Origin of the sequence: Streptomyces sp. R-74717 (assembly GCF_047305335.1) — a bacterium.
Taxonomy (GTDB): Bacteria; Actinomycetota; Actinomycetes; order Streptomycetales; family Streptomycetaceae; genus Streptomyces; species Streptomyces atratus.
Map to the genome: position 1 here is coordinate 1395787 of NZ_CP102361.1, position 23620 is coordinate 1419406.

Consider the following 23620-nt stretch of genomic DNA (forward strand, 5'->3'; position numbering starts at 1 on the left):
GTCGACAGCGACCGCGTGCGGACTTTGAACTGCTCCGCCGGCACCTGCGGGGCGATCGTCGCACCGCCGGTACTCAGGGCGTTGGGCCATCCCGGCCGCTCGACAGCTGCGTCGTCGGCCCCGTAGCGCCCCGTCAGCCGGTCGTCCGGGTCCAGCAGGGCCACCGACGCCGACAACTCGCCGACCACGAGCGTCTCGTAACGGAAGGCCAGGCAGCTCGGCCTGCGCAGACGGTCCGCAAACGTCCCAACGAGCTGCCCCGCTGGATCGAGGGTCACCAGACGGTCGTTCTCCCGATCCGCCAGAATGACCCGGCCGCTGTCCTGAACCATCGCGTGCGGACAGCGGAAGGCACCGTCCCGGCCGGCCGGCGCGGCGAGGGCCGCGACTCCGTGGTGCGCCCAAGGGACTTGCCTGGTCTTCTCCTCCATCATCACCTCGCGGCCGCGTTCCGCACGGTCCGTGCGTTGTCCTGCAGACCGTGGTCCATCCCCTTCTCCCGCTCCAGCCGGACCATGTCCGCCGGGCGGTAGTTGAGGATGTACGCGCGCCGGTGCCCATCGGTCGTGTTGCCGCGGGAGTAGTGAAGTGTTCCGCCGGCGTGGGCCGCCGCATGGCCGGGAGCCAGCGGTACAGGCATGGCCTCGGGCTCGTCCTCCGAGCACTCGCACTCGATCGCGCCGCCACCGGTGCCGGCCGACCGGTGCGCCCGGATCGGAGTCTCGTGCGAGCCTCGGACGTACCACATGCAGCCGTTGTCCAACGTCGACTCGTCCAACGCGACCCAGATCGAAACAGCCCGGGTGTCAGGGAGACCGACCCAGTAGGCGGCGTCCTGGTGCCACGGAGTCGGCACCGCGGTGTGGGGTGCCTTGTCGATCAACATGTCGAAGTCGAGAACGGCGTCGTCACCGATCAACTCCCGGGCCAACGCGAGACCCCGTTCGTGCAAGGGCAGCCCCAGCAAGCGGGGGTAGAGCGCGGAGGGCCACATGATCTGTGTGATGTTCTCGGCGGCACCGTTGCTGCGGGCGCTGCCGGCGCCGAGGTCGGAGCGCTTGTCACCGCAGTCGATCTCGCCATTCAGAAACCGATCGTAGATCGCCCGGTACAGATCGACCTCTGCCGGAGAAAGCAGTTCTCCCATGCGGGCGTAGCCGTCCTCGTGGAAGATCACGGCACGCTGAGAAATCGGGTTGGTTGCCATGCGCACAAGCTAGGCAGGTGGAGTGGAGACCGGCGTTCCCCTACCGCCGCCATAATTCTGGCCACGGCTCCGTGATCCCGTAGGGTGCGCTACCCGCCGCTCCGCTATCTCCGCATGAATCCAGCAGCCCCGATCTCCAGGGTCAGCGGCGGTGGGCGTAGTGGGTCGGGCGACCTCGCCGCCTTCGCTGGACTCGCGTCGGCACCGCACGACTCAGGGAAGAAGAGCGGCAACCTCCACCGCCCCCGCCACTACCACCGCGGCCTCCAGTGCGTCTTCTACATGTCCGCCCTGACCAGCGTCCTCTGCGAGCCAAACTCGCGGGTCTTCTACGAGCGCAAACGCGCCGAGGGAAAGAACCCTCGGCGTGACCGTCTGCCGGGCACCCGTCGGGCGACCGGTGCCCGGCCGCTGACAGAGGCCACGTCGAGGCCGCCGACTCGTCGGCGCGAGGTCGTCGCGATCGCGTTCGGCGGTTGCAGCGGCGGCCCGGTCGAGCTGGCGCTCGAGGAGCACACCGCCGTCTGCGCCGCCGTCCGCCGGGGTGACGCCGCCGCGGCCCGTGCCGGGCGGCCGCGCACGTCCATCGCACCCGTCACAGTTTCCAGGGCTGAAAGAGGGAGTCCCTGCCGGTGGTGACAAGAGATGCCACCGGCAGGGCTCGCCATTCCGATCGGTCCTAAACCTTGGTGAAGGTCCAGGACTGGAGGGGCGCGGCCATGATGCCCAGGGAGATGACCTTGGCGCCATTGGTGGCCGACTCCGCCGTGATCGCCTGGGCGCTGGCCGTCGTCGCCACCAGTGAGTAGCCGGTGGCGGCGGTCTGCCAGAGCGACCAGCGCTGGGCGGCGGTCGACGTGCAGGCGGTCTGGATGATCGCCTGACCCCCGGTGTTCGAGTTGGTGGAGATGGCGACGCAGAGTCCGCTGTAGACGCTCTTGAGCGTGTAGGTGTTGTCCGGGTTGGCGGTGATGACGAACTTCTGGTTGTCGCCGGAGTGCGGGCTCTCCACGGTGAGCTGGGTGCCGTCGGTATTGGTCAAGGGGATGTCCATGGCTTTGCCGCCGGTCTTGAGCTGGTAGGTGGCTCCGGACTGGATGACCGGTGCGTAGACCTCGAACTCGTGCAGCGAGTAGCCGTGGCCGGTGGCGCGGGCGGTGCCTTGCATGCGGACGTAGCGGCCGGTGCCCGTGAGCCCGGTCAGGTCGTCGATGCCGCCGTCACCTGTGGTGGTCGTGTAGACCGTCGTCCACGTGGTGGCGTCGTTGGAGACCTGGATCTGGTAGCCCTTGCCGTACGCGTTCCCCCAGTGCAGCTTCACCCGACTGACCGGCTTGGGGATACCGAGGTCGATGGTGATCGACTGGTTGTCGCTGTGGCGGCTGGACCAGCGAGTGGTGTAGTTGCTGTCCACGGCGTTCGCACCCGCGACGCTTCTGGCCTCGGTGCTGGAGACGGTCACGGGCCTGCCTGCGGCGACGTTGCCCTGCTGGGCGTCGGTCGGCCAGGCCGGGTTGCGACCGATGGTGTTGATCGTCGTGGTGAAGCTCGACCACGGGGTCACCAGCTTGGGTGAACCCCAGGTCTGCTGGGCCACCATCCGCAGGCCGTCCTTGATGTCGTTGGCGACGCGTTCCTGGGTGGCGGTGTCGCGGTCGCACCAGACGTGGAGCTTGGAGCCGAGGCTCTTGGACTTCGAGGCGTCGGTGATGGTCTGGTTGCCCTGGAACAGGTCGGGGTTCCAGGTGTCATAGCCCCATTGGCTGCCCGGTCCGCTTGGTCCACCCGAGCCGAGAACGTAGTAGGTCGGGCTCCAGCTGTCGTTGGAGATCAGGTGCCCGTTGTCGATGTGCGCCTGCGGTGAGAGACCGAGGTTGTACCAGAACTCGAGGATGATGTTGGGGTTGGCCGTGACGGCGGTGCCGCCGCCCACTCCGTCGCTCCACGCGCGGGCGGTCTTGCCCTCGGCGCGGATGATGTCGTTGGCCCAGTTCATGAAGCCGAGGTAGACGTCCTTGACGGTGGCGTCGGCGCCGTAGGTGTCCTTGGCGTACTGCTCCAGCTGCGGGTACTGGCTGAAGCTGCCGATGCTGTACTCATCGGCGCCGATGTGGAAGTACGGGCCGGGGAACAGCGCCAAGTACTCCTTGTAGAGGTCCTTGAGCAGCGTGTAGGTCCCGCGCTTGCTCAGGTCGATGTACTCCGACTGCTGAGTGCCGGTGCTGGTGACCAGCCGCAGTTCGGGGTGGACGTTCAGGATCTGGCGCAGGTGCCCGGGCGCATCGATTTCCGGGACGACGGTGATCTTGTACTTGGCGGCCAGTGCGATGATGTCCTTGACCTCCTGTTTGGTGAGGTGCTCGTAGGACACGATCTCCGGGTGTGAGGTGCTTTCGATCCGGAAGCCCTGGTTGTCGGACAGGTGCAGCTGGAAGTAGTTCATTTTGAGGTAGGCGAGTTCCTTCACGTGGTCTTTGAGCCACTGCGGGGTGAAGTACTTTCGCCCGATGTCCACCATGAGTCCGCGCTCGGGCTTGAGCGCCCAGTCCCGGGCCGTGCCCTGCGGGATCGACGTGCTCTGCTTGAGCAGTTGCAGGATCGTCCGGGTGCCGTAGAAGGCGCCGCGGTCGTCCCGGGCGGTGATGGTGATCTTGTCGGTGACCGAGAGGGCGTAGCCCTCGGTGCCGAGGGCGGTGTCGGTGGAGCCGAGAGACAGGAAGATGTCGCCGGCCCGCAGGCTGGCGGTGGTGCCGATGACCTGGGTGACGGGGTAGCCGTTCAGCTCCCGCAGGTCGTCGGCGAAGACCTCGCTGGTGGTCGCCAGCGCCCTCGCGTTCGCGGCGGCGCGGACGATCCTGATGGCGCTGGAGTAGGTGAACGCCCCGGTGCCGCCGGTCCACTCCTGCAGCGCGGGAATCGTCTGGGGCTTGGGGTTGGGCGTGGTCTGCGCGCTTGCCGGGACGGTTGCCACCGAGACGGTGGCGGCCAGCCCGATGAGAACGGCGAGCACGCTGCGGAAAAGCGACAGCAAGGGCTTCATCTCGGTTCCTTCCGAGGGGTGATCAGGCCACGTGCGACGGCGGCTTGGAATCGTGTCGTGTCCGGTGGCGGGAAGGGACGCCCATCGCCGGACAGGACAGCCGCCGCGGATCCGGTCGGGATCCGCGGGTCTTTACTGGGCCGGGATCGTCTGGGGCTTGGGATTCGGGGCGGTCTGCGCGGTCGTCGGGTTGGGCGCCATCGCCATGGTGGCGGCCAACCCGACGGCCACGGCGAGCGCGCCAGGGAAGAGCAACCGCAGGGGCCTCATCGTGTTCCTCACGTGAGCTGGCGGATACAGGGTCACGGTTGGGAAATTGGTTTAAACCACTGACAGTTCAGCGGGTGATGGGGACGGCGTCAAGAGGGTTGTCAATTCGGCGAGCAAACGACATGGTCTGCGCCTCGGTCTCGCCCGTGACGGGTCGCTGGTTCGCGTGGCGACCGGGGAAGCGGCGAACTGGAGGCGGTGGCGACGACCTCCGACGGTTCGCGCGAGTCGACGGGTACGCGGCGTGGGGTAACACGTCGATTCTTATGGCGGGCCGCTTGAATGAGGGCAAGCGATCGGCTCGTCGTGCGATCGACTGCTCAGGGCAGCGGGGCATGAAGATAGACACTCATCCGTTGAACGCTCGAACATAGGAAGAGTGGCTGATGCTTGCTGTCACGGAGCCGTTTCCAACCTGACGTGGCGGCCCACGAGTTGGACGGCCTGACGGGACGACGAAGCTCCTGGTAGACGGCGTCACGACCAAGATTCACCATCTGCCAGGAGCTCCGTGTGGTTGTCTACCCTTCCCCAAGCTCTCAACTCCCTGCGCTGCGGCGATACCTACGCCCAGCTTGCCGCAGGATTCGGCATCGGAATCGCGACCGTGTACCGCTACATACGCGAGGCCGTCGACATTCTGGCCGCCCTCGGTCCCGCCCTGGCCGAGGCGATGACAGCAGCCCGGACGAAGGCGTTCGTGATCCTGGACGGCACCTTGCTGCGGATCGACCGGATCGCCGGGGCTCTGCGTACCTACGGCGCGGGCTTCGTGCAGGCCACCCCCTGGCTGGGGGTCCGGGCCGACCTTGCTCGCATAGCCGACGATCCGGCACAGCTGCGAATTGTGGATCGCTGCCGCCAACACCCGCCTCGCCCGGCAACAGCCCCCGGTCGACCAGCCGTAGAAGACGCCGTGGACTGCGCCCACCACCAGTGGCAAGAACTTCGCGACCCGCAGCAAGCCCGGGAACTCGGCCCACCTCTGGTCTCATTGCTCAGCCACGTACCTGGCCGGCGCTGCGGGGCGGTCGAAGCCGCCCAACGCCGACTGGAACTGCTGCACAGCATGCCCCCGGTAGGGGCCGACGTGCGGCATTCTGACGAGGGACAGGGTCGCCCTTCGCGCGCCCGGGTCGAACATCTGGAACCTGGCGTGCCGCATCCTGTACGACGGTCGTCCCTCACGCATCCGGGCTGGGTGAGGTTCGCTGGTCGGGGATCCGCGACGAGGGGTTATGGGCGGGCTGGGTAAACAGGTCGGGTTCGGTCTCGGTGAGGATGCCTCTGCTGACCAGGCGTTTCAGCTTGAAGCGGATGCCCTCGTACCTGGGGAATTACGGGCTGCGGGATTCGCGGGACTCGGCGCGGGCGTGCCCCTCGCGGAGGCCCGGAAGGCGCCTGGCGTCATGCCGACCCGCCGATGGAAGAACTTGGTGAAGACCGTGGCACCTGGGAAACCCAGCCGCTCCCCGATCGCCGTGGCGGACAGGTCGGTGTGTACCAGTAGGCGCTTGGCCTCCATCAGGACGCGGTCGTCGATGTAGCGCTTGGCGCCGCGGCCGGCGGCGGCCCGGGTCGCCCGGGTGAGGGTGCGGACGCTGTAGCTGAGCTCCTTCGCGTAGTCCTCCACGCGGTGGTTGTGGGCGTAGTTGCGCTCCACGGCCTGCCGGAAGCGGCGGAAGACCTCGTCGCCGGCTGCGGCGTCCCCCGGGGCGCCGGGCACGTGGGACAGCCGAAGCAGGAGCGCCGCGAGCAGGTGTCGGAGCACCTCGACGCGCACCTCCAGCGGCATGTCGCGCGGGGCACGGAACTCACTCTCCAGGGGTTCCAGGATGCCGCGAAGGGCGGCCGCGGCGGAGGCGTCGGGCAACAGTGGCCCCTGTTCGGGGTAGCGGTCGAGACCGGCGGCCTGGGCGGTGGCGGTGCCCACGAAGCCGGGATCGACCATGATCACGACGCCGTCGACCGCGGTGAGGTCGGAACGGAACTGGTGGATCTGGCCGGGCCGGGCCCACATCCAGGCGCCCTCGGACAGTTCCTCGTCGGCGAAGTCCAGCGCATAGCGCAGGACGCCGCTGCGCACAGTGATCAGTTCGTGGAAGGCCACCCGGACCGGGGAGTACGGGTCGACGTCATGCGATGCGGCCCGTTCGACGAGGGCACGGAAATCGAACACCTCTACCCCCGGTGGGGCTCCCACCGACGAGGTGTAGGGAACCTCCGTGACGTCACGCTGTCCGTTTCTGTCCATGGCCTGTCTTCAGCGTAGCGCTCTGTCCTCGTACTTCGCGCCTAGCGTGGAACGCGATGAGACGGCGGCGTCTGAAACAGTCCGCGCTCCGTCCCGACACCTCCAGACCCTGCGGCCGGCCCGGAGGACCCGACGAAGGAGACAAGCGTGCGGTTGGTAGTAGGCATGACGGGCGCGACGGGTGCCGTGTTCGGCGTGCGGCTGTTGCAGTATCTGGCCGAGCTGCCTTCGGTGGAGACCCATCTGGTGCTCAGCCGGTGGGCGCGTACCACGATCGAGCTGGAGACCGGGCTCGCGGTGCGGGAGGTCGCCGCCCTCGCCGACGAGGTGTATTCCCCCGATGACCAGGGCGCCCGGATCTCCTCCGGTTCCTTCCGCACCGACGGCATGGTCATCGCCCCGTGCTCCATGAAGACCCTGGCGGGCATCCGCGCCGGGTACGCCGACGGACTGGTGGGCCGCGCGGCCGACGTGGTCCTGAAGGAGCGCGGCCGGCTCGTCCTCGTGGCGCGGGAGACGCCGCTGAACGAGATCCACCTGGAGAACATGCTGGCGCTGTCCCGGATGGGCGTGGCGATCGTGCCGCCCATGCCCGCCTTCTACAACCACCCGGAGACGGTCGACGACATCGTCGACCACATCACCGCCCGCATTCTCGACCAGTTCAACCTGCCGTCGCCCGCGGCCGAACGCTGGGCGGGCATCCGCTCCGCCCGTGCGGCACGCCCCGCGCCGTCCGAACCCCTTGCGGCACGCCCCGCCGTCTGAACAGAACACCACTACATCACCCAAGGACCGCCCATGGCTTACGACGACCTCCGCAGCTTCCTCGACACCCTCGACAGGGAAGGCCAACTCCTGCGCGTGACCGAGGAGGTGATGCCCGAGCCGGACATCGCCGCCGCCGCGAACGCCGTGACCCGCCTGGGCGACACGGCCCCCGCCCTGTACTTCGACAACGTCACGGGCTTCACCGACGCCCGCATCGCGATGAACGTGCACGGCTCGTGGGCCAACCACGCCCTCGCAATGGGGCTGCCGAAGGAGACCGGCACCCGCGACCAGGTGGCCGAGTTCATCCGCCGGTGGGGCGAGTTCCCCATGACGCCCGAGTGGCGGGACAACCCGCCGTGGGTCGAGAACACCCTGGAGGGCGACGAGGCCGACATCTTCCGAGTGCTGCCGCTGATCCGCCTCAACGACGGGGACGGCGGCTTCTACATCGACAAGGCCGCGGTGGTCTCCCGGGACCCCGACGACCCCGAGCACAGCGGCAAGCAGAACGTCGGCATCTACCGCATGGAGGTCAAGGGCCCGCGCAAGCTCGCCATGCAGCCCGTGCCCGTGCACGACCTCGCCCTGCAACTGCGCGCGGCGGAGGAACGCGGCGAGGACCTGCCCGTCGCCATCGCGATCGGCAACGACCCGGTCATCTCCATCGTCGCCTCGACCCCGATGAAGTACGACGAGAACGAATACGAGATGGCGGGCGCGCTGCGCGGTGCCCCGGCCCCGATCACCCGGGCCCCGCTGACCGGGCTGCCGGTGCCGTGGGGCAGCGAGGTCGTCATCGAGGGTGTCGTCGAGGGCCGCAAGCGGGAGATCGAGGGCCCCTTCGGCGAGTTCACCGGGCACTACTCCGGCGGGCGCAGCCTGCCCGTGGTGCGCATCGACCGGATCTCCTACCGGAGCGACCCGATCTTCGAGCACCTCTACCTCGGCAAGCCGTGGACCGAGATCGACTACCTGATGGCGGCCAACACCTGTGTGCCGATCCACCAGGCCCTGACGAAGGACTTCCCCGAGGTCCAGTCGGTCAACGCCATGTACACACACGGCATGGTGGCCATCGTCTCGACCCACAAGCGCTATGCCGGCTTCGCGAAGGCGGTCGGCATGCGGGTGCTGACCACCCCGCACGGCCTGGGCTACGCGGCGACGGTCATCGTCGTCGACGAGGACGTCGACCCGTTCAACCTGCCGCAGGTGATGTGGGCGCTGTCGACGAAGATGAACCCCGCCCGGGACCTGATCAGGATCCCCGACCTGTCCGTCGTGGAACTCGCCCCGCAGGCCGACATCCCCGGCATGGTCGACAAACTGATCATCGACGCGACCACGCCCGCCGCCCCGGACCGGCGCGGCCACTACAGCACCCCGGTCCGCGACCTGCCGGAGGCCGACGCCTGGCTCGACCGGCTCCGGCGCATCGCCACCAGCCGCTGACACCCCGTCCGTTCCGTTCCACGGAACGGCTCCCGACCTACGGAAAGGAAGTGCCGCCATGGCCGACTCCGTGATCTGCCCCCGCTGCGCGCACCAGGCCGTCGAGCGCGTCTTCGCCTCACCCGTCCCGGGCGTGTGGGAGGTACTGCGCTGCGAGCAGTGCCTGTACATGTGGCGCACCAGCGAACCCACCCGCCGCACCCGCCGGGAGGACTACCCCGAGGAGTTCCGGCTGACGCCCGCGGACATCGGGAACACAGCCGAGGTCCCCTCCATCCCGCCCCTGCGCCCCCGCGACTGATCTGGGCAGACCCGTACCCTCCGTCCCCGCGGTTACCCCTGGGGACGGAGGGTACGGGCGGCCAGGGCCTGCCCGACGTCGGCCACACCGCCTCTGGGGCTCGGCCCGTCTCCGGCGTCCAGCAGCTGAATCAGGGTCATCCATGCCGAGCAGTTCGATGTCGAGCCACTGGGCGACCACGACTACCTCGTGCGCGCCCACCTCAGCGAAGAAGTCATCGAATCACGCTTCCAGGCCAGCCCGGCGGTGCTGGAGGAACTCCGACTCCCGGAGACCGACGAGCAGCACATGGTGCGGGAGGCCGCACTCTTCCTCGCCGAGCAGCAGCCGGTCATCGACCTCCCGCAGATGGCCGACCTCGACGACCTCGTCGCTGTGTGCGACGACTTCCTCGACGAACAGGGCCGCCGACTTCCACCCATAGCCACCGGACCATGACCCCCGCCGGCCTCCATGGCCTCCGCCGATCCCTGCTCGAACCCTCGACCTCGATCAGGCGAACCGCCGCCGAGATCAACAACACACTCACGGACGCCGCGTAATATGCGCTCCACGGCACCTACCTTGTCGAGCTTTTACACCGCTCCGAGGACGCGATCGTGTGAACCGGAGGCCGCTAGATGCGTATCCCGAAACCACTCCGCTCCCTGGCCCCGGCACAGCGGCGGCGGCTGACCTTGTTGGCGTTCGTGCGCATCCTGGCCACCGCGCTCGGCCTGGTCGCGGTGTACTACCTTGCCCCGCTGCACCAACTCGATGAGTTGTCGGTCCCGGTCCCGGCGTCATTGTCCGTCGCGCTGCTGGTCCTTGCCGGAGCCGTGACCTGGCAGGTCCGTTCGATCACCCGTGCCGACTACCCCGCCGTCCGGGCGGTCGAGGCACTCTCGGTCACCACACCGCTATTCCTGTTGCTGTTCGCCGCGGCGTACTTCATCCTCGCCCAAGACAATCCGGCGAACTTCAGTTCCCACACCCTCACCCGTACCGAGGCCCTCTACTTCGCGGTGTCGACGTTCACCACGGTCGGTTTCGGCGATATCACCGCCACAAGCGAAGCCGCCCACCTGATCGTCACCGTCCAGATGCTGCTCGATCTCCTCGTCCTAGGTCTTGGCTTTCGACTTTTCTTCGGAGCAGTCCGGACCGGCGAGAGGCGGCTATCCGATACATCCACCGACGCACCCTCGTGAGACCGGACGCCTCGCAATCGGCCAGCAGACAGCACCCGGCGCAGCTGACCACCCGCCAGAGAATCGGCGTCCGGAGTGCGAAACCTGACCGCCGCGGGATAATGGTGAGTGAGTCGACTGGACGTCACACGGGCTTCTGGCTGACCAGGCTCATGCTATATAGCCTCTCCGTGAGTGGAGCGCGGCATGAATCTACTGGCACGAGCACTTGAGGTTCGGCGCTTCGCTGCCTTCACAGTAAGCCGACAATCGACACTCGGTGATGTGCTGAAGTTTACCCATGGTCGTGACCGTGAATTCATGGAATCGCTGAAGGGTGCCGAGCTGTGAACTATGTGGTGAGCGTTATATTCCGGGCGATCCCCCTTGCCATGACGGCCGTCTGCGTCGGGTTTGGTCTGTACGTTTGGACTGCAGGAGGGGCGTCTGGGAACTTTGTCGCTGGTCGGGTGGTCACGTTTCTCGGTGTGATCTGCCTGTGCCTCTTCTGCACCGCAGCGACCATCATTCGCCAATTGATTGGCCGCTACGACACTCTTGATCGGGTCGTCTTCCCGACGATTGGCTACGTGGCGGCGGCGGGGACGGCTGCATACGGCGCGTACCTTTTCGTCGGAGCGCCGAGCACCGGCCTGCACGAGCGATACGTGGCCGGTCAAGTTGTCTTCGGACTGGGATTGATCAGCGGTTGCGTGGCGACGGTCGCAATGGTCTCCACCAAGTTCTCGCTCATTCCGGAGAACTCGCAGTCAGCCGAAGGACAACACCAGGTTCCCCCGGCAGCCTTCCCTCAGGCTGCCGTGCCGGTGCTGAGCGCCATACCCGTCGTGCTGGCGATCGTCGCTTGGTACTACTCGATCGAAAACTTGGCCATGTCGACCACACCAGGACGGTTCACGGTAGGCCACATCACCGCCGGTCTGGCCGCAATCTGCACGAGCCTGATCGCTTTGGTCCTGACCATCCTCCGCCAGGTGCAAAACACGTACGGCCAACGGGATCGGATCATGTGGCCCTGGCTCGTGATTGCCATGGGATCGCTCAGCATGATCTGGGGGATCGTCGTGCTCGTCTTCGACAACGAGTCCTACTTGACGCCTGGCTTCGTAATGATCGGGTTGGGGCTTGTCTGCTTCAGCATTCTCAGCAAGGTGGGTTTGCTCGCCCTCGTGTGGCGCCGGACGTTCAGCCTTGCCAATCGGGTGCCCTTGATCCCGATTCTCACGGCACTCGCCTGTCTCTTCCTGGCGGCGTTCGTGTTCCAAGTAGCGGTGGTCGACTCAAACGCGTTCATAGCCGCACGGGTGCTCGTTGGGTTGGGAGCGATCTGTTTCTCACTCTATTCCATTGTCAGTATCCTTGAGAGCGGCACCTCGTCCAGTGGGTGACCGAATAGCCGTCGCCCCAAACTGAAATTCTTCTTTGGTCGCACATAACGCCGGATATCGGAAGCCGCCCAGCCGTAGGTCTTCTTCCAGGTCGCGGCGGCGTCCTGCTTGTCGGAGTGGGCCAGCACCAGCACTCCGTCCAGGTCCACGATCACCTGGCCCGAAGCGTCCGGCGACGAGCTCCCGGTCAGCTTCCAGACGTGTTCGCGGACCTTGGCCCGTACGGACCGGATGGCGGTGAGAGCCTTCGGCCCGGCAGCGGCGAGGATATCGATGAGGCGGGAGACGGTCGGGTCGGAGGCCACCGGCCCGAACACTGCCGGCTCGGCCCGAAGCATCCCGACATCGGCCAGGCAGTCCCCGCCAAGGGCGACCGCGAGGGCCACGTCCAGCAGGACCTTGCCCGGATCGTGCACCGCCCGAGCCTTCCGCCACGGCGCGAGCGCCGCCGATATCGACGCATCCAACCCGGTCTTGCGGACCGTCTCGACCAGCAGGACGCCCCCGGCCTGGGAGACCACTGCCTGGCCGCCTCCCTCGACGCGGACACGCGGGTAGGCCCCGATACGCTTCTTCACTTGAGGAGTGCTTCTTTCCATGCGACGACCTGGACCCTAGACAAGTCCCATCGTTGCTGTTCAGGAGCACTCTTCGCGTTTCCGATCACACCTCGGACACTCGCCCACATGAAAGCCCATGGTTAGCACAATGTTCGGGCCAGCTGTACCCGATACGCTGGGTACAGCTGGCCCTTGGCCACAGCCATGCGGCGCGTTGACGCTGCACGGGTGCGGGCAGTCAGATGTGTTGCGCCACGAAATCGGCGACCTGCGTGCCGAGTTGTTGGCCTGCCGGTTGTCGATGGAGGTGTGCTGGCCGGTCCATATCCGGCTGAGCCACGCTTCGGTGGCGGCGCGTTGGAAGCTGGCGAAGGTTCGGGGGACCCCCTTCGACGTCACCACGAGGTGGTGCTGCGCACCGTAGAACCTGGTGAGCGTCGTTGCCGCCGCCTGGCTGAGAGCGCCGTGGGCGGCGGGGTAGGACGGATCCGGGGCGGTCGGCAGCAGGGGGGTCCAGTTGGGATCGCCGGCGATGCGCGGGTTGTAGTGCGTACCACCGAGCCGGAGGGCGGTCACGGGCCGCCATACGCGGTAGGTGTACTTGGCGTCGTACATCGCGATCGCGGTGTCGGCGAGGGACAGGTTGAGCTGGGCGAAGACTTTCACCGCCTTCTCCAGGCTTGCGTGCTGGGAGGTGACGAGGCCCTGCGCGATCTGATTCCAGACGTTCCAGACGGGCGCTGCCGCCCAGAACTTCCCGGCTGCGGTCTGATCGGGGGTGCGGGTGGTACTGGTCTTGCTCCCCAGGCTCTTGACCTCATTCAAGGCTGTGGCGTACTCGGCGGTGCTGACGGCCGGCGGCGGCGCCGGGCGGAACTGGCTTCCTTTGGCCAGCACGAACGGCTTGACCGAGCCCCAGTTGGTGAACACCGGTGTGGGGAAGTCGGGCGGTGTGGGCCGGTAGCCGCCGGCCACGTTGCGGGGACTGAACGGCGGCGGCTTGGTCGAGGACCCATCATGGGATCGCAGGCTGATCAGCCTGCGGGCGACCTCGGCTCCCACGCGAATACCCGCCTGTTTACCGGGGCCGTTGGGAATCGCGGACAACTGGCTGCTCAGCCGTCGGTCCACGCTTGCGCGCTTGGCCGGGTACAGGGCCACCAGCACATCGTGGGCTGCTTGGTCCGCTGCGGCGTCTGCACGGGCGCCTCGCGGCGACGACACCGAGAACAAGTAGGCAGGGCCGGCCCGGGTGACCGATACCACCGCGTCGTACTCGGCGGCCTGAAGGAGTGAACCGCCCCGGGTTCGATAGAGATCTCAGATTGTGGTTGTGACCTGGGGTTTCGTGAGTTCCGTGTAGTAGTTGGTTTCGTACTCGACGGGTGGGATGTGCCCTATCTCTCCGTGGAGCCGGCGATGGTTGTACCAGTCGGCCCACTCGGCGGTGGCGAGCTCGACCTGGGAGAGTGTCTTCCAGGGCCGCTGGGGTTTGATCAACTCGGTTTTGTACAGGCCGATCGCGCTCTCCATCAGGGCATTGTCGTAGGCATCGCCGACCGAGCCGATGGAGGCGGCAATGTCGGCGGCGTCCAGATGCTCGGCGAGCCTGAAACTCGTGTACTGCGACCCGGCGTCCGAGTGATGGATCAACTCACCTGGCTGTATGGGGTGTTGGTCGCGGTCACGTTGCCAGATGGCCATCTCCAGGGCGTCCAGGACGAAGACGGTCTCCTTCACGGTGGCGGCCGACCAGCCGACGATCCGGCGGGAGAAGGTATCCAAGACGAACGCGACATAGACGACGCCGGACCAGGTCTTGATGTGGGTGAAGTCCGCCACCCAGCACCGGTTCGGGGCCTGGGCGACGAAGTCACGGTCGAGGCGGTCCGGGGCCCGGTCGACCTGCCCGCCGGGGAGCGTGGTGATCACGCGTTTGCCGCGGATCGCGCCCTGGATGCCGAGTTCGCGCATGAGACGCTCGACGGTGCAGCGGGCTGCGGTATGCCCCTGCCGGTTCAGCTCGCGCCAGATCTTCCGGGCCCCGTAGACACGGTAGTTGGCGGTGTGGACCTGGCTGATCAGCTCCTTGAGCTCCGCGTCCCGCACTGAACGTGTTGACGGAGCGGCCTGTCGTTTCTTGTTGGCGTAGTAGGTTGAAGGGGCGATCTTGCAGTCGTGCTCGGTGAGCGTCCTGCAGATCGGCTCGACGCCGCCGAAGCGGTCCCGGTGCTCGTCGATGAACGCTACGAGCGTGTGTGTGGCCGGTCGAGCTCGGCCGCAAAGAAACTCGCCGCGGCCTTCAGGATCTCATTCGCCCGCTTGAGTTCGGCATTCTCCTTCTTCAACGCCTTGAGCTGAGCGGACTCCTCCGTCGTCGTCCCCGGCCGCGTGCCTGCGTCGATCTCGTGCTGCTTCAGCCAGTTCCGCAGTGTTTCGCGGGACCCGATACCGAGCTTCTCGGTCACCGCCTGCAGAGCGGCCGTCTCGTTCGGGTAGTCGTCGCGCACCTCGGCGACCATGCGCACCGCGCGGCGGCGGAGCTCAAGCGGGTAACGGGAAGGTCGTGCCATGACTCGATCCTTTCATGAAATCGAGTCTCCATTCGAGCCGGGGCGGTTCAAGCCAGGCCCGGACGGCGCGAATCGCCTGCGGCCAGCTGGCCGGTTGGGGCTGGTGGGGTCTGCTGGGGCCCCCTCTCAGCCGGCCCCACCGCTGTGACAGTCGGCGGGGCCGTGGGGACGACGGCGGGCTCCCGGTCCGGAGGTTGAGCGAACCAGGTGTCCCAGCAGAACGAGAACGCGCAGTTCACCAGGGTCTGGTGGCGGCGGATGGCGGTATCGGAACGGACCTGGAAGTCGGCCCATCCCAGTTCGTCCTTGATCTGCTTGTAGCTCTGCTCGATCCAGTGTCGGATGCCGTAGATCCGGACGACTTCATGCAGGTCGGCGGCCGGTTCGGAACTGTCGGCCTCGCGGGGTCCGCCGGGGCGGGGCAGGTCGGTGGCCAGGTACCAGGTGGCTTGCGGGGGAAGGGTGGCCGGGTCGGTGGTGGCCACGACGAGACGGACGTTTCCGTCGGGTCCCCACCAGCCAAGGGTCGCGTCGGCGGCCCACCAGGTCTCGGTGTGTCCGTCGCGGAAGGTGCGCTCGACGGAGGTCCAGTCACCCGGGTGCTCGGGGTCCGTCCAGGTCAAGGCGTGGGCGGCATGGACGGGGGTGTAGGCATCCTTGCCGTAGGCCCAGGTACCGTGGCTCGGTTTGAGAGCCATGACGAACGGCAGTCCTGCCGAGGCGAGTTGTCTGCGGAAGCCGTCCTGGTCGCCGTAGGCGCAGTCGGCGGCCACGGCGCGGAAGGCCACCCCGGCAGCCTTCGCGGTGCGGGCCAGTTCTGCGGCGATCTGCAGCTTCGTGCGGAAGCCGGGGTCGCTCTTGCCCTTGGGGAAGTGATGGGCGGGGCTGTAGGGCACGGCGTGCAGCGGGTAGTAGAGGTTCTCGTCGGCCCAGCAGGTAGTCACGGTGACGATGCCGTTGTCGGTCTTGCCCACGCCCAGCCACTGCCGTCCGATGTGCGCGGTCGCCTTGCCGTCCTTGCGGTCGCCCGAGTCGTCGATCACCAGCACCCCGCCTGGGTGCGGGGCGGTCGCGGGATCGGTCAGCAGCAGTTCCAGTCGGCGGGCGTTGACCTGCTCGTGGTCCCAGGACGACTCGGACAGGAAGAACTGCAGCCGCTGTACCGAGGCGCGCTGGGCCCCGACGACGGGTTCGGCGCCGGCCAGGCAGGTCAGCGTCTTGTTCCGGTCCCGCGGCAGCAGCAGCCCCGCGAGGTACTCGCGGAACCCGCGGCGCTGTGCCAACGTCGAGAGCAGGTCATCGAAGCGCGCGGCGTAGGCTTCCAGCGGGCCCGGAGCGGGCGGACACGGCAGACGGCGAGTCATCACAAGCCCCCAGGCGGCGAGGCGACGTTCCTCTGCTACCGGCCTACTACGGCCCTGACCCGCCGTCAACAAACCACCGCTAGAAGACCGGAATGAGCGGCATGGGCAGCGGACCGGTTCCCGGATTCGGCGTAAAGGGATTGTTGGACCAGTCGCGGTTCTCCACGTTGCGGTGCCACCAGTCCTGCGCCCCCTCCCACAGCTTTCCGGCGTCGATGAGCGGTTTCGCCGGTTCCACCAACGGCACGTTCTCCGGCACCGTCTCCGGCCGGCTTCGTCTTCGGTTCCCCCTTCGGGTCCTTCTGCTTGCCCCACGTGTAGACCTCGAGGCCCTGGGTCGCGGGGGACGAGGTCACCGTGATCAGTTCCTTGGGATTGGCCTTGTTCGGCGCGACCCCCGGTGTGACGAAGGGGAATCCGGCCACCACCCTGCGGTTGTCACCCTTGGCCTTCAACTGAGCTCTGAGGCGCACGAGATAATTCTCCAACTGCGCCGGACCCTGGGCTTCCGCCTCTCCGCCCTTGTGTTTCATCTCCCACACGTAGACCGTTTTGTCGGTCCAGCAGATCAGGTCCGGCGTAGCCCGGCTTCTTTCCGGGGTTCTTGTACGAGCCGCCCTTGATGTAATTGCTGGTGCGCTCGGTGGTGACCCGGCCGCGCCCGGCGTTGTGGAGAAAGTCCCACACCTGCAGGAAAACTGCCCGGAGGTACACGGCGGTGTCGTGGCGGTTCGCCCACATCTTCCGCCAGCTCTGCGCCTGCTTCTTCTTCTTGGCCTTCAGGCGGTTCGCCTCGGCGCGGTCGGGATCGTACAGACCGGAGGGGTCGCTGCGGCTGACCGGGCTGTTGTGGCTGTACGCGTACCCGTTCAACTGGAGCGGGTCGGCAAAGTCCTTGACCGGGTCGGCGGAGAGGAAGCGTCCGGTCGACTGGTCGTACTCGCGTGCTCCGAGGTGGATGAGTCCGGTGCCGGCGTCGTCGATGCCCACGCCGAGGTAACTGCGCTTGTCGGGCCAACTCGTCGGCTGGGTACCGCGGTTCTCACCGTAGGGCTTGTAGGCCCTGCGGGTCACCGGCTGCGTCGCGGACTGCTCGACCGCGGTCGTCGCCGTACCGAGGGGGTCCGCCAGGAGCACGGTCAGCTTGTGGCCCGTGGTGGCGCCGTCGACCGGACCACGGTCGGTGCGCCCTCGTGCACATAGGAACGCGTCGCCCGGGTGATCTTCCCGGCCGTGGTGGTGAGTTCGGTCTCGCCGAGATACAGCACGCTGCCCGAGGGGGTGCTCTCAAGGATGCGATTGCCCTCGGCGTCGCAGACGTACTTGGTGGTGACGCCGTCGGACGTGATCTGAGTGAGCTTGTCCTCCTGGTTCCAGATCAGGTCCTGGGTGACTTCGGCCAGGTCACAGCGTGTGGTGTTGCCTGCCGCGTCGTTGGTGTACCGGAGCTGCCAACCTGACCGCTCTGGCCAGCGGAGGACCCCGAACCGCCCAGTACCTCACCACGCGCCAGGGACGACAGCACTACGACGTGCCCGTCTTCGCCGCCACATCAAGCGTTGACGACGCAGACATCCAAGTCGGCGGCACGAAATTCGTCGGCACGGACCATGTCTTCCGTATGGGGTCCGTACGCATCGAGGCATTCTCCGGCATGGCCGAGCACCTGTACGAACTCATCAAAAAGGGCCGTGTGGAGGAATACCATCAAGCCGCCTTCCAAAGCCGCTCCACCCCGCAAAACCCCCACGGAACCGGCCGATGGAACGGGCCGATCTCCTTTCACGACGACGGCACCGTCATGGCCCTGAGCGTCCTCCCCATCCGCAGACGGCAACCTCAGTGAACGCACCCGAAGCGTCGTCAACGCCCGCCCCCAGCAGAAGGGACGTAGACGCCCCGACCCGACAGGCCACATCGATCGCCCCGCAGAAAGACTCGCCGCGACACGCAGAACCCCCGCCGGCACCTGCCGACGGGGGTACGCATCTCTCACATGGCTATCACCAACACCGTAGACGCTCCTGGACCACAGGGGCCTGACCTGCACTTACGCGCGTCGCCTGGACCACCCTGTACCGCACAAGACGCGATCTACAACCTGTGCCAGGTTGGACCGTCACGGCCCAGGGCGGGCAGCCATCTCGCTATCAGTGGCCGGACGCAGTTCCTTCGGAGGGACGGGTACGCACAGGGCAGAGATCTTGGAGCCGAGATCGCCCCTGGGATGCCGGCTGAGCGCCCGCTACAGTCACTCAGCGTGCCTGCGACAGCGCCAAGTTTCATCTCCCGCCGCCCGTCACGGCGGCCCTCCCTGGGGAGAATCTGGGGAGGATCAGCGCTGCTGGGGAGCGTCTGGGGAGAATCGACTACATATGACTGCACGCCCCTGAAAGACCCTGAAAGACCCTGAAAGATCCATCTGCGCTGGTCAGAGGCGACTGAAGCTGCATCGCTCCAGGTCAGCGCAACGTGGTAGACAACTTCATGACGAAGTCCACCACCATCTCCGGAACGTCCTCCAGCACCAGGCCCCCATGCGCCGGTACGACTCAACATCAGCAGCAGCAGATGCCCATCACAATCGGTATCTCCGGCCACCCACTCCAGCTCGTTACACATCGCTGACCAGCTCTGCCCGGACTCGCGTAACCCGTTTCCAGATTGCTTAGGAATTGCCACCCCGGATGACCACGTGCCTTACGTCGTCTGATGCTGGTTGTCCTGAGAACGCAAGGCTTTATAGCAGGCGATCGCCGGTTTGGGTAACCGGGGAACGTTCGGAGACTTGAAGGGTGAACTACCCCCACGCGCCCCCTTCGTGTCTTCTCCCGCCGTCACCCGCCCGCCTTCTTCCCAGGACTCCATGCCCATCCCCTCCGCCCCACTCGACCTCACCCACACCGAGCCCGACGGGCAACTGCCCGGCACCTGGTACTCGACCGGGGAGCTCGCCCGCCTCCTCCGTGTCGATCCCTCCACTCTCCGCCGCTGGCGTACCGCGCACCCCCGTCAAGGCCCCCCGTACATCCCCGTGAGCAGCCGCGTCGTCCTCTACAGCGCCCGCGATGTGGAGACCTGGCTCACCGAGCGCCGCGTCATCCCCGGTCCGGTGGTCTGATGCCCTACACCGAGTCCGTTCCGCTCGGTGTGCGCGTGTCCAGCGACATCGAGCACCGCCCCGACCGCCCCTCCCCCTACCGTGCCCGCGTCCGCTGGTTCGATCCCGTCTCCAAACGCCGCAAGTCCCTCTCCGAGGGCAGGGAGACGCTGGACCAGGCCGAGGAGTGGATCTCCGGCATCCTCCAGGCCGCCCAAGTCGGTATCACTCCGAACGTGGCCACCATGTCCCTGGCCGAGTACGGCGCAAGCAATATGGACCTGGCCCTGCGGGGCCTAGAGCTCAAGACGCTCGATCCCTACCTCGCCGGCTGGCGCTGCCGTGTGGTCCCGGCCCTCGGGCACTTCCCCGTCCGGATGATCACCAACGGCGCCGTCGACCGCACCGTCCACGGCTGGATCGCCGACCAACACAGCCGCTCCACCGTCAAGAACAGCCTCGCCGTCCTCGTCCGCGTCATGGAACAAGCCGTCCGCGACGGGATCATCACCGTCAACCCCGCCCGAGTCACCGGCTGGCAGCGCGAGTACAAACAGGCCGAGGACGAACTCGACAACCCCCGCGCCCTCGCCCTGCGCGACTGGCCCACCCTGCTCCGCCTCGCCCAGGCACTCACCGACCGATCCCACGACCACTACCGAGGATGGCGCGAGGTCGTCGTCTTCGCCGCCGCGACCGCCGCCCGCATCGGCGAGGTCTCCGGCGTCCGCGCCTGCGACATCGACACCGAGAACTGGATCTGGACCGTCCGCCGGCAGACCACCCCCGCACCCGGCGGACTCACCGACAAGAACACCAAAGGCAAACGCGCCCGCCAAGTCCCCCTCATCGAGGAAATCCGCCCGATGATCGCCGAACGCATCCTCGCCGTCGGCCCCAACCCTGACGCGCGGCTCTTCACCGGCCCCCGCGGCGGGCGCATCTCCACCGCCGTCCTACGGGACGCAACCCACTGGGACGAGGTGGTCACCTCACTCGGCCACGAACACCTGCGCCGCCACGACCTCCGCCACACAGGACTCACCTGGTTCGCCGACGCCGGCGTCCCCGCCCACGTCCTCCGCATAATCGCCGGACACGGCTCCCTCCTCACCACCCAGCGCTACCTCCACCCCGACATGACCCAGATCACCAACGCCGGCCACGCCCTCACCGCACACCTCAACCCCATCCGCACACCCCTCACCCTCGCCGTCCAGCCGGCAGCAGGACGGCGCCGCTAGACCCCGTGGTCCCCAACTGGTCCCCAAGAAACACGGAAAGGCGGTACCGGATTTCTCCGATACCGCCTGCGACCTGCGAAAACACAAGTCGGGACGACAGGATTTGAACCTGCGACCCCTTGACCCCCAGTCAAGTGCGCTACCAAGCTGCGCCACGTCCCGATGCGATTCCCCCCGGCGTTCCCGGGCGGCTGCGCAGGACAAACATTACCTCACTCCGAGGACCGGATCGACGCCCGTGCCTGGTGGGCGCGGTTTGCCAGGGATTCGGCGCCGCACGCCGTGGCCAGTTTGTGGGCTCTGGCGAGTTCGCGTGGGGAGCGGATCGCGATGCCGTAGTCGACGAGGGCCAGGGCGTGTTCGTACGCGGACGGGGACGCTTCCAGGTGGCGGACCGACTCGGCCAGCAGATGGGTGGCGTCCTCGGCGCGGGCGAAGAGGGCGACACAGCGCAGAGCCTCACCGATCGCGGTGTCCGTGCCGAAGCGTTCGGCGTGCACCCGGGCCGAGGTGGCGAGTTGGGCGGCGCGACCCGGGTCCTCCTCGGCCAGGGCGCGGGCGAGATCGCCAGCCCAGGGAGCCCATACGCCGTTGAACCTGCCGCGGGGTTCGAGGGCCTGACCGGCCGCTTCGAGTTCGGTGACCGCTTCCTTCGTACGGCCTTCGGCCAGCAGCAGCCGTCCGCGTACGCACGGTGCGTCGGGCAGCACCATCGCGCTGGGGTAGGGCGAGCCGAAGTCGTAGCGGTCGGCGATCTCGCGCGCCTCGGTGACACGGCCGCGGGCGACCAGTGTGTCGATCAGCAGACAGGCGGCGTCCCAGTGGACGGGAAGTCCACTGCCGACACGGTCGGCGAGGCGCAGTCCTTCGCGGAGGAAGCCCTCCGCCTCGGCCAGCCGGCCGCGACGGCGGTGGACCAGCCCGAGCAGGGTGTGTGCGAACGCGAGATGTGCACCGCTCCAGCCTGAGATCTCGAAGGCGCGGACGGCCTCGCCGAAGAGTCCCTCGGCCCGGTCGAGCTGATCCGTGAAGGCGTAGGTGATGCCGACGAGGGTCGGGAGCTCGAAGCCCCACTCGGTGTCGGTCCAGCCGAGCCCGCGGGCGGGGTGGCCGTCGACCAGGGCGCGTTCGCAGAGGTCGACGATGAGCTGGGAGTTCTCGCCACGCATCATGGCGTCGAAGGCGCGGATGGTGAGCAGGGCGCGCTCGGCGTTGTCGCGGCCGGACAGATGGTCGGCGTTCCGGGCGAGCCTGGCGGAACGGGCGGGTCCGTCGTCCTCGGCGGCCTGCATGCCCTCCCAGAGGAAGTGGGCGGCCTGGAGCCGCATCAGGCCGGGGCCGGGGTCGGTGTGTGCGGCCTCGGCGGCGAGGGCGAGTGCCGCTTCCTTCAGCTGGTTGTTGTGGGAATGCGCGGCCGCGAGCCGGAAGGTGGCGTCGACCCGCTGGTCGTCGGAGAGTCCGGGCATCTCAAGGGCGGCCCGCAGATGCTGGACGGTGGTGGCTGGGGAGCTGAGCAGCGTGGCGCAGCCCAGTTCGTACAGCAGAGTGGCCTTGACCCGATGGTGCGGTGGTTCTTGCAGGGCACGTTCGAGGCAGCGGCGGGCGGCCTCCGGGGCACCGACCGCGAGGTGCTGTCTCGCTGCTTCGCGGAGCTGCTCGACCAGTTCCTGGTCGTCGTCGGGGTGTACTTCGAGCAGGTGCCGGGAGGCCGCGGCGGCGCCGAGTCCCGCACGGGTGATCGCCCAGGCGGCCCGGCCGTGCATGGCGGTGCGGGTGGCCGGCGGGATGGAGCGGTACACCGCGGTGGCGATCAGCGGGTGGACGAACTCCAACGGGTCGAAGCCGGTGACGATACGGGCTTCGCGCAGCCGCGCCGTGCAGTCGGCGGCCTCGGCGGGGCTCATTCCGGCGAGGGTGGCGGCGAGATCCTGCGAGATGTCCGTGCCGAGCACGGCGGCGGCCCAGGCGAACCGGTTGGCGTTGGTACCGAGCCGTTCGAGCCGGGCGACGAGCCCGCTGCCGCGGGCCGTTGCACCGAGTTCGCGCAGCAACCCGGCCGACTCCTCCAGGGGCGCCAGTTCGCGGTCCTGGACCTTGGCGACGAGTTCGACCGCCTCGTAGGGGTTGCCGCCGGTGACGGCCCACACCTCGCGGCAGAACGGGTCGTCGGCGTGTTCGCCGAGGCCTGCGCGGACCAGTTCCGCGGTGGCGTCCGGGGTGAGGGCGCGCAGCGCGACCCGGACCTGGGAGGGGTGGGCGCCGCCCGATCCGCTCTCCTTCTGCCGCGCTGCCAGTTCTTCCGGCCGGTGGGCCTGCACGACCAGGACGGGCAGTTCGCCGAGGCGTGCGGTGAACGAGGCGAGCCAGGCGAGGGATTCGCCGTCCGCCCAGTGTGCGTCGTCGATGATGAGCACCGGCGGACGGTGGCTCAGCCGGGATGCCAGCTGGGAGACGACCCAGTCGAGGCCGTCCCGCACACCCTGCGGATCGGGCTGGGGACCGCTCGGTTCGGCGAGTCCGAGTGCGGGCGCGGTGATCTCGTACCAGGCTCCGAACAGGGCCCGTACCTCGTCGGGCCGGAACTGGTCGAGTGCGGGCTGCAGCAGCTGGCGTACGACGTGGAACGGCACGGAGGTGACCGTTTCGCCGCCGCGTGCGGACCAGACCGTGCAGCGGTCGGCGGCCATCGCCTGGATCTCGGCGAGCAGTGCTGTCTTGCCGATGCCTGCCTCGCCGCTGAAGATCAGCAGCCGGCCTGCCGCCTGGGCGCCGCAGAGGGCGTCCACGGCTTGTGCGGCAGCGGCGAGCTCCGGTTCGCGCTCGTACAGCGGCCGGGACTGCTTCATCCCTACCCTCCCCAAAGTGGTGCGGATGACTGTCGACACTAGTCGTGCGTGGGGGTC

Annotated in this window: 19 protein-coding genes, 1 tRNA gene and 4 pseudogenes; 12 read left to right on the plus strand and 12 right to left on the minus strand. The window is 67.6% G+C overall.

Annotation, left to right across the window (positions count from 1 at the left end; all coding sequences use genetic code 11):
• Window positions 1-433: 433 nt before the first annotated feature.
• On the minus strand, window positions 434-1207 hold the full coding sequence (locus NRF20_RS06520) for a phytanoyl-CoA dioxygenase family protein (RefSeq protein WP_413752193.1): 774 nt from the start codon (window positions 1205-1207) through the stop codon (window positions 434-436).
• Window positions 1208-1381: 174 nt separating this feature from the next.
• On the opposite strand from NRF20_RS06520, the pseudogene NRF20_RS06525 reads away from it, so the two are divergent.
• Window positions 1382-1564, plus strand: a pseudogene (locus NRF20_RS06525) (transposase); the annotation flags it as partial.
• Window positions 1565-1886: 322 nt separating this feature from the next.
• Here NRF20_RS06525 and NRF20_RS06530 read toward each other — a convergent pair.
• Together NRF20_RS06530 and NRF20_RS06535 are read right to left on the minus strand one after the other, a co-directional pair.
• A complete protein-coding gene (locus NRF20_RS06530; RefSeq protein WP_398632821.1) occupies window positions 1887-4247 on the minus strand; it encodes a family 20 glycosylhydrolase in 2361 nt (786 codons plus the stop codon).
• Window positions 4248-4379: 132 nt separating this feature from the next.
• Window positions 4380-4517 (minus strand): hypothetical protein, encoded by a 138-nt coding sequence (locus tag NRF20_RS06535; protein WP_398632820.1) that lies wholly within the window; start codon window positions 4515-4517, stop codon window positions 4380-4382.
• A 538-nt stretch (window positions 4518-5055) separates the two neighbouring features.
• Between NRF20_RS06535 and NRF20_RS06540 the strand changes: the two are divergent.
• A pseudogene (locus NRF20_RS06540) lies at window positions 5056-5259 on the plus strand (helix-turn-helix domain-containing protein); the annotation flags it as partial.
• Between the two features lie 561 nt (window positions 5260-5820).
• Here the strand turns inward: NRF20_RS06540 and NRF20_RS06545 are convergent.
• Window positions 5821-6771, minus strand: coding sequence for a helix-turn-helix domain-containing protein (locus NRF20_RS06545; RefSeq protein ID WP_413752194.1), 951 nt, complete (start codon window positions 6769-6771; stop codon window positions 5821-5823).
• Between the two features lie 147 nt (window positions 6772-6918).
• On the opposite strand from NRF20_RS06545, the gene NRF20_RS06550 reads away from it, so the two are divergent.
• The 7 genes from NRF20_RS06550 to NRF20_RS06580 all read left to right on the plus strand — a co-directional run bounded on the left by NRF20_RS06550 (window position 6919) and on the right by NRF20_RS06580 (window position 11876).
• Window positions 6919-7539: a non-oxidative hydroxyarylic acid decarboxylases subunit B gene (locus NRF20_RS06550; RefSeq protein WP_398632818.1), complete on the plus strand. Its 621-nt coding sequence runs from the start codon at window positions 6919-6921 to the stop codon at window positions 7537-7539.
• Window positions 7540-7572: 33 nt separating this feature from the next.
• Complete coding sequence (locus NRF20_RS06555) at window positions 7573-8997, plus strand: non-oxidative hydroxyarylic acid decarboxylases subunit C (RefSeq protein ID WP_398632817.1); 1425 nt, start codon at window positions 7573-7575, stop codon at window positions 8995-8997.
• 58 nt (window positions 8998-9055) lie between these two features.
• Entirely contained in the window at window positions 9056-9298 is a 243-nt protein-coding gene (locus NRF20_RS06560) for a non-oxidative hydroxyarylic acid decarboxylases subunit D (protein WP_398632816.1), read from the plus strand.
• Window positions 9299-9487: 189 nt separating this feature from the next.
• The gene (locus NRF20_RS06565; RefSeq protein WP_398632815.1) at window positions 9488-9736 is read left to right on the plus strand and encodes a hypothetical protein; all 249 of its coding nucleotides are present in this window, start codon (window positions 9488-9490) and stop codon (window positions 9734-9736) included.
• 182 nt (window positions 9737-9918) lie between these two features.
• Window positions 9919-10488, plus strand: a complete 570-nt coding sequence (locus NRF20_RS06570; protein ID WP_398632814.1) for a potassium channel family protein — start codon at window positions 9919-9921, stop codon at window positions 10486-10488.
• A gap of 186 nt (window positions 10489-10674) precedes the next feature.
• Window positions 10675-10818: a hypothetical protein gene (locus tag NRF20_RS06575; protein WP_398632813.1), complete on the plus strand. Its 144-nt coding sequence runs from the start codon at window positions 10675-10677 to the stop codon at window positions 10816-10818.
• Window positions 10815-11876 carry a DUF2776 family protein gene (locus tag NRF20_RS06580; protein ID WP_413752195.1) on the plus strand — a complete coding sequence of 354 codons (1062 nt, stop codon included), beginning with the start codon at window positions 10815-10817 and terminating at the stop codon, window positions 11874-11876. The genes NRF20_RS06575 and NRF20_RS06580 overlap by 4 nt, the downstream gene beginning before the upstream one ends.
• A 71-nt stretch (window positions 11877-11947) precedes the next feature.
• Here the strand turns inward: NRF20_RS06580 and NRF20_RS06585 are convergent.
• The 6 genes and pseudogenes from NRF20_RS06585 to NRF20_RS06610 all read right to left on the minus strand — a co-directional run.
• Window positions 11948-12454 (minus strand): annotated as a pseudogene (locus NRF20_RS06585) (transposase); the annotation flags it as partial.
• Window positions 12455-12514: 60 nt separating this feature from the next.
• A complete protein-coding gene (locus NRF20_RS06590; RefSeq protein WP_413752196.1) occupies window positions 12515-13597 on the minus strand; it encodes a vanadium-dependent haloperoxidase in 1083 nt (360 codons plus the stop codon).
• A 159-nt stretch (window positions 13598-13756) separates the two neighbouring features.
• Window positions 13757-15009 (minus strand): IS3 family transposase gene (locus NRF20_RS06595; protein ID WP_413752197.1). Its coding sequence is split into 2 segments (ribosomal slippage): window positions 13757-14727 and window positions 14727-15009, totalling 1254 coding nucleotides; the frame shifts between segments, so codons are not numbered across the junction.
• A 50-nt stretch (window positions 15010-15059) separates the two neighbouring features.
• Window positions 15060-16373: pseudogene (locus NRF20_RS06600) on the minus strand (IS701 family transposase); the annotation flags it as partial.
• 79 nt (window positions 16374-16452) lie between these two features.
• Window positions 16453-16632 carry a hypothetical protein gene (locus NRF20_RS06605; RefSeq protein WP_413752198.1) on the minus strand — a complete coding sequence of 60 codons (180 nt, stop codon included), beginning with the start codon at window positions 16630-16632 and terminating at the stop codon, window positions 16453-16455.
• Window positions 16633-16811: 179 nt separating this feature from the next.
• Complete coding sequence (locus tag NRF20_RS06610) at window positions 16812-17510, minus strand: RHS repeat-associated core domain-containing protein (protein ID WP_413752199.1); 699 nt, start codon at window positions 17508-17510, stop codon at window positions 16812-16814.
• A gap of 394 nt (window positions 17511-17904) precedes the next feature.
• Between NRF20_RS06610 and NRF20_RS06615 the strand changes: the two genes are divergently transcribed.
• The 3 genes from NRF20_RS06615 to NRF20_RS06625 all read left to right on the plus strand — a co-directional run bounded on the left by NRF20_RS06615 (window position 17905) and on the right by NRF20_RS06625 (window position 20717).
• Entirely contained in the window at window positions 17905-18219 is a 315-nt protein-coding gene (locus NRF20_RS06615) for a hypothetical protein (RefSeq protein ID WP_413752200.1), read from the plus strand.
• 1020 nt (window positions 18220-19239) lie between these two features.
• Window positions 19240-19494: a helix-turn-helix domain-containing protein gene (locus NRF20_RS06620; RefSeq protein WP_413752201.1), complete on the plus strand. Its 255-nt coding sequence runs from the start codon at window positions 19240-19242 to the stop codon at window positions 19492-19494.
• The gene (locus NRF20_RS06625) at window positions 19494-20717 is read left to right on the plus strand and encodes a tyrosine-type recombinase/integrase (protein WP_413752202.1); all 1224 of its coding nucleotides are present in this window, start codon (window positions 19494-19496) and stop codon (window positions 20715-20717) included. Before NRF20_RS06620 ends, NRF20_RS06625 begins: the two co-directional genes overlap by 1 nt.
• Window positions 20718-20805: 88 nt before the next feature.
• On the opposite strand, the gene NRF20_RS06630 is transcribed toward NRF20_RS06625, so the two are convergent.
• Both NRF20_RS06630 and NRF20_RS06635 read right to left on the minus strand, forming a co-directional pair.
• A tRNA-Pro gene (locus NRF20_RS06630) sits at window positions 20806-20879 on the minus strand.
• A 50-nt stretch (window positions 20880-20929) separates the two neighbouring features.
• Window positions 20930-23563 (minus strand): ATP-binding protein, encoded by a 2634-nt coding sequence (locus NRF20_RS06635; protein ID WP_398632808.1) that lies wholly within the window; start codon window positions 23561-23563, stop codon window positions 20930-20932.
• Between the last annotated feature and the right edge of the window lie 57 nt (window positions 23564-23620).